Below are 5070 nucleotides of genomic sequence, written 5' to 3'. Positions count from 1 at the left end.
GCGGGGAAAGGCAAGCGCGCGTTGGCTGCTGAACTGCAGACCAAGGGTGTCGACGACGATGTGATCACCTCGGTGCTGGAGGGCCTCGGCGCCGGCGCCGAGCGAGACCGCGCCGAGCAGTTGGTGCGGGCCAAGTTGCGCAGGGAGACCCTGGGGGGCGAGGACGACTGGCGAGTGACTCGCCGGCTGGTGGCGATGCTCGCGCGCCGCGGCTACAGCCAGACGCTGGCATCCGAGGTTGTCCTTGCCGAGCTGGCCGGCGAACGGGAACGCCGACGCGTCTGAGGGCCGGTGACGTGCGGTTTCTCGCGGGTCGGCGGCTCGCCGTACCATGGCCCCGTGACTTCGATGGTTGCGCACGAGGCGGTGGCGGCTGACGCTGGACCGCTGTCGGGGCGGGTGCGCACCTATCAGGTCCGCACCTACGGCTGCCAGATGAACGTCCACGATTCCGAGCGGCTGGCCGGCCTGCTGGAAGCGGCCGGTTACCGGCGGGCCGCCGAAGGGGCCGACGCCGACGTGGTGGTCTTCAACACGTGCGCCGTGCGGGAGAACGCCGACAACAAGCTGTACGGCAATCTCAGCCACCTGGCGCCGCGCAAACGCGGTAATCCGGACCTGCAGATCGCCGTCGGCGGCTGTTTGGCCCAAAAGGACCGGGACGCCGTCCTACGCAAGGCGCCCTGGGTCGATGTGGTCTTCGGCACCCACAACATCGGGTCGCTGCCCGCCCTGCTCGACAGGGCCCGGCACAACCGAGTCGCCCAGGTGGAGATCGCCGAGGCGCTGCAGCACTTCCCGTCTTCATTGCCGAGCGCGCGCGAATCTGCTTATGCGGCTTGGGTTTCCATCTCGGTCGGCTGCAACAACAGCTGCACCTTTTGCATTGTCCCGTCGCTGCGGGGCAAGGAGGTCGACCGCAGCCCGGCCGACATCCTGGCCGAGGTGCGGTCGCTGGTCGACGACGGCGTCCTCGAAGTCACCCTGCTGGGTCAGAACGTCAACGCCTACGGGGTTTCCTTCGCCGACCCGGCGCTGGCCCGCAACCGAGGCGCCTTCGCCGAATTGCTGCGGGGCTGCGGGGCCATCGAGGGCCTGGAGCGGCTGCGGTTCACCTCGCCGCACCCCGCCGAGTTCACCGATGACGTCATCGAGGCGATGGCTCAGACGCCCAATGTCTGCCCCGCGCTGCACATGCCGCTGCAGTCGGGATCCGATCGAATACTGCGCGCGATGCGGCGGTCCTATCGCGCCGAGCGCTATCTGGGCATCATCGAACGAGTTCGTGCGGCCATGCCGCACGCCGCCATCACCACCGACCTGATCGTCGGGTTTCCCGGTGAGACCGAGGACGACTTCGCCGCGACGCTCGACGTGGTGCGCGAGGCCCGGTTCGCGGCGGCCTTCACCTTCCAGTACTCCAAGCGGCCCGGCACTCCCGCTGCCGAACTCAGCGGTCAGCTGCCGAAAGCCGTTGTGCAGGAGCGCTACGAGCGCCTGGTCGAACTGCAGGAGCAGATCTCGTTGGACGGCAATCGCGCCCTGGTCGGCCGGACCGTCGAATTGCTGGTCGCCGCCGGCGAAGGACGTAAGGATGCCCGCACGTCGCGCATGACCGGGCGGGCGCGCGACGGCCGGCTGGTGCATTTCGCCCTGAACGAAGCCGCGAACGACGTGGTGCGGCCCGGTGACATCGTCACCACGGTGGTCACCGGGGCCGCGCCGCACCACCTGATCGCCGACGGCGGCATCGTGAACCACCGTCGCACCCGGGCGGGCGATGCGCACTCCGCCGGGTTGCGCCCGGGCAGCGTCGGTCTTGGCATGCCGACCGTCGGCGTGTCCGCCGGGCCCACTGAACCGACAACCCCGCTGGGATGTGCGCGATGAAGAAAAACGACAGCGACCTCGACGCGTTACGGACTGAGATCGACGCCGCGGAACGTCGGATGGCTCACGAGATCGACCCTGGCCCAAGGGCTCTCGTCGTCGCGATACTGGTGTTCGTGCTGCTGGGTTCGTTCATCCTGCCGCACACCGGCGGCGTGCGGGGCTGGGATGCGCTGTTGGGCGGTCACGGCGCAGGCGCGGCCGCCTTGGCCCTGCCTTCGCGCGTGTTCGCCTGGTTGGCGCTGGTCTTCGGGGTGGGCTTCTCATTGCTGGCGCTGTTGACTCGGCGCTGGGCGCTGGCCTGGGTCGCGTTGGCGGGCTCGGCGCTCGCGGCGGCGGCCGGACTGTTGGCCGTCTGGTCGCGCCAGACCGTGGCACCCGGGCACCCCGGGCCGGGTGTGGGATTGATCGTCGCGTGGATCACCGTCATCCTGTTGACGTTTCACTGGGCGCGCGTGGTCTGGTCGCGCACGGTCGTCCAACTCGCTGCCGAAGAGCAGCGGCGCCGCCTCGCCGCTCACCAGCAATCGATGACACTGCTGGACAGCCTGGACAACCCCGCCGACCGCCCACCGCCGGCGTCTGAAGACTAGGGCCTGCGGGTCAACGCCTCAGCCGCCGCTTCGGCCCACTGATGCCACTGCTCGGCGTTGGCTTTCGCCTTCGCGGCATCTTTGGTCCGACCCGCCGCGGCCGCCTTCTGAGCCTGCTGCTCGTACTGCTCGGCCCGCGTCCGGAATTGCTCGGCCCGCGCCTGCGCCTGCGGATCCGACCAGTCCGCGTCGCCGGCGTCGCGCACCTTCTTCTCCACCGCACGCAGCCGGCGCTCCAACTCGGCGGCCCTTTCCCGCGGCACTCTGCCGATCGCGTCCCATTTCTCCGCGATCGAGCGCAGCGCGGCCCGGGCGGCGTCAAGGTTGCTGGTATCCAGCTTCTCCGCCTGTTCCAGCAGCGCCTCCTTGGCGGTGGCATTTGCGCGCAACTCCGTGTCCTTTTCCGCGGCCGCCGCGTTGCGGGCTGCGAAGAACGAGTCCTGCGCGGCCTTGAAGCGGCGCCACAGGGCGTCGTCGACATCGCGGCTTGCTCGTCCCGCGGCCTTCCATTCGGCGAGCAATTTCCGGAACTCCGCGCTGGTTGCCGTCCAGTCCGTCGAGTCGGACAGTTCTTCGGCCCGCTCACAGAGCCGTTCCTTTGCCAGCCGAACCCCCGATCGTTCGCGGTCCAGCTCGGCGAAATGCGATCCCCGCCGCCGGTTGAACGTTTCCCGCGCGGCCGAATAGCGCTTCCACAACGCGTCGTCGGCTTTCCGGTCCAGTCCGGTGATCGTCTTCCACTCGTCGAGGATCGCGCGCAGCCGGTCGCCGGCGGCTTTCCATTGGGTCGAATTGGCGGCCAAGTCCTCGGCCTCGGCGGCCAGGGCCTCTTTACGCGCGGTTTGGGCGGCACGCTGCTCATCGCGCCGCGTGCGATCCGCGGCGACGGCGGCGTCGGCACGTTCGACCAGGCCGGCCACCCGGGCCGCGAGCGCGTCGACGTCACCGAGCACCGATGCCGTGGGCAATGCTTCGGCCAGCGCGGACGCCTGGGACCTGATCTTGCGGGCGTCTCCGGTTCCCGACGCCAGCCGCTCCTCCATGAGCGTGATCTCGGTGCTGAGATCGTCGAATCGGCGGCCGAAGTGGGCAAACGCGGCTTCGCGGTCGCCCGCCTGCCAGGAGCCGATGATGCGCTCGCCGGCCGAGCTGATCAGCCAGACCGTGCCGTCGTCGTCGACGCGTCCGTGCCGGTGCGGATCACTGGGCGGGTGCGAAGTCGCGGGGGCGGGGGTGGGCCGCGGCCCCGGGCTCTGCGGCCTGGGCCCGGGACGTGGACCCGGACGGGGCGCCGGCCGCGGAACCGGGCTGGGCGAATCGCTGCTGTGGGGATCGTCAGCCGTCATGCCGATGGTCACCTACCCTTCGCGCGGGAGTTTCCCGCGCACCTGCCGCGCGCAGCGGCACCAGTACGGTTGGAAGCGGCCTTACCGGCGTGGCCTCCTCACCGGTTCCCACAGTATTCAAGCAGCTTGGCGACCGGCGCGTGGCCAGGTGGATGACAGTTCGGGATGAGACTGCGGGCCTTTTTAAAGCGTGCACACAGCTGCGGCATAGGCTCGCGGGGTTAATGTTGACAGGCCGCGGCGGCTTCCCGTCCAGACCCGGGAGCCGTCCTACAGTTGGGAACGCTGGTCGGAACGCTGGTGAGGGGGTTCCCATGTCGAAGGTGGATGTCGCGGCGCTGATCGCCTTGTGCGCGGCGCTGGCCTCAGCGGTCGGCGATGTGATCCGCCAGCGCTCGGCGCAGGAGATCACCGACAAAGACGTTGGCCACCTCGAGCTGTTCCGCATGTCGCTACGCGATAAGCGATGGTGGCTGGGCGGCTTTGCGGCGATCGTCAATTACAGCCTGCAGGCCGCGGCCTTGGCCTGGGGATCCGTGGTGCTGGTGACATCGCTGCAGGTAACCGCGCTGCTGTTCGCCCTGCCGATCCACGCGAGGCTGGCCAATTGCCGCGTGACCCGCTGGGAGTGGGCCTGGGCGGCGGTACTGGCCGGCGCGCTGGCGGTCGTCATCATCGTCGGCGACCCGAGGTCCGGTCATGAGCGGGCGCCGCTGTCGACATGGATCGTCGTCGCCCTGGTGATGGGCCCCGCGTTGGTGCTGTGCGTCCTGGCGGCGCACATCTGGTCCGGGCGTCCGGTCGCGGCCATCCTGCTGGCGTTGGTCGCGGGCTCCTCGCTGGCGCTCTTCGCGGTGCTGACCAAGGGTGTCGTCGAAGTCGCCGAAAGCGGGGCCGGCAACGTGCTGCGCGCCCCCGAGTCCTACCCCTGGTTGCTGGTGGCGCTGTGCGGGATGGTCTTCCAGCAGTCCGCCTTCCGCGCCGGCGCGCTGACCGCGTCACTGCCGACCATGACGGTCGCCAAGCCCGTGATCGCGGGTGTGCTGGGAGTGACGGTGCTCGGCGAGACGCTCAGCGCCCAAGGACCGGCGGCGGTACTGCTGGCATCGGCGGTGGGCCTGGTCGTCATCGCCACGGTTGCACTTGCCCGCGGCGAGGCCAACTCGATGGAGGATTGCACCGCGCCGGACCCGGAAGCCGTCCGTCACACGGCGCCCGAACGGGTGACGGGCAACGACCCC

5 protein-coding genes are annotated in these 5070 nt (G+C 69.7%); 4 read left to right on the top strand and 1 reads right to left on the bottom strand.

The window, feature by feature from the left end:
* The 3 genes from JO059_RS03640 to JO059_RS03630 form a co-directional block, all read left to right on the top strand.
* On the top strand, positions 1-285 hold a 285-nt coding region (locus JO059_RS03640), incomplete at its 5' end, for a regulatory protein RecX (protein WP_293314754.1).
* Between the two features lie 63 nt (positions 286-348).
* The gene (gene miaB / locus JO059_RS03635; protein WP_293314755.1) at positions 349-1890 is read left to right on the top strand and encodes a tRNA (N6-isopentenyl adenosine(37)-C2)-methylthiotransferase MiaB; all 1542 of its coding nucleotides are present in this window, start codon (positions 349-351) and stop codon (positions 1888-1890) included.
* Positions 1878-2483 (top strand): hypothetical protein, encoded by a 606-nt coding sequence (locus JO059_RS03630; RefSeq protein WP_293314753.1) that lies wholly within the window; start codon positions 1878-1880, stop codon positions 2481-2483. Before miaB ends, JO059_RS03630 begins: the two co-directional genes overlap by 13 nt.
* On the opposite strand, the gene JO059_RS03625 is transcribed toward JO059_RS03630, so the two are convergent.
* Complete coding sequence (locus JO059_RS03625) at positions 2480-3829, bottom strand: DUF349 domain-containing protein (protein ID WP_293314752.1); 1350 nt, start codon at positions 3827-3829, stop codon at positions 2480-2482. The two genes, JO059_RS03630 and JO059_RS03625, sit on opposite strands and share 4 nt — an antisense overlap.
* 314 nt (positions 3830-4143) lie before the next feature.
* Here JO059_RS03625 and JO059_RS03620 point away from each other — a divergent pair.
* A partial coding sequence (locus JO059_RS03620; protein ID WP_293314751.1) for a DMT family transporter occupies positions 4144-5070 on the top strand: 927 nt, incomplete at its 3' end.

The organism is Mycobacterium sp., assembly GCF_019247615.1.
GTDB lineage: Bacteria > Actinomycetota > Actinomycetes > Mycobacteriales > Mycobacteriaceae > Mycobacterium.
The sequence above is the reverse complement of the archived record's forward strand: the minus strand, read 5'-3'. Positions and strand labels throughout refer to the sequence as shown.

Bases quoted from the DNA above. Each gene is read 5' to 3' on its own strand.
- JO059_RS03630 (WP_293314753.1), top strand. From the start codon at position 1,878: ATGTGCGCGATGAAGAAAAACGACAGCGACCTCGACGCGTTACGGACT.
- JO059_RS03625 (WP_293314752.1), bottom strand. From the start codon at position 3,829: ATGACGGCTGACGATCCCCACAGCAGCGATTCGCCCAGCCCGGTTCCG.
- miaB (WP_293314755.1), top strand. From the start codon at position 349: ATGGTTGCGCACGAGGCGGTGGCGGCTGACGCTGGACCGCTGTCGGGG.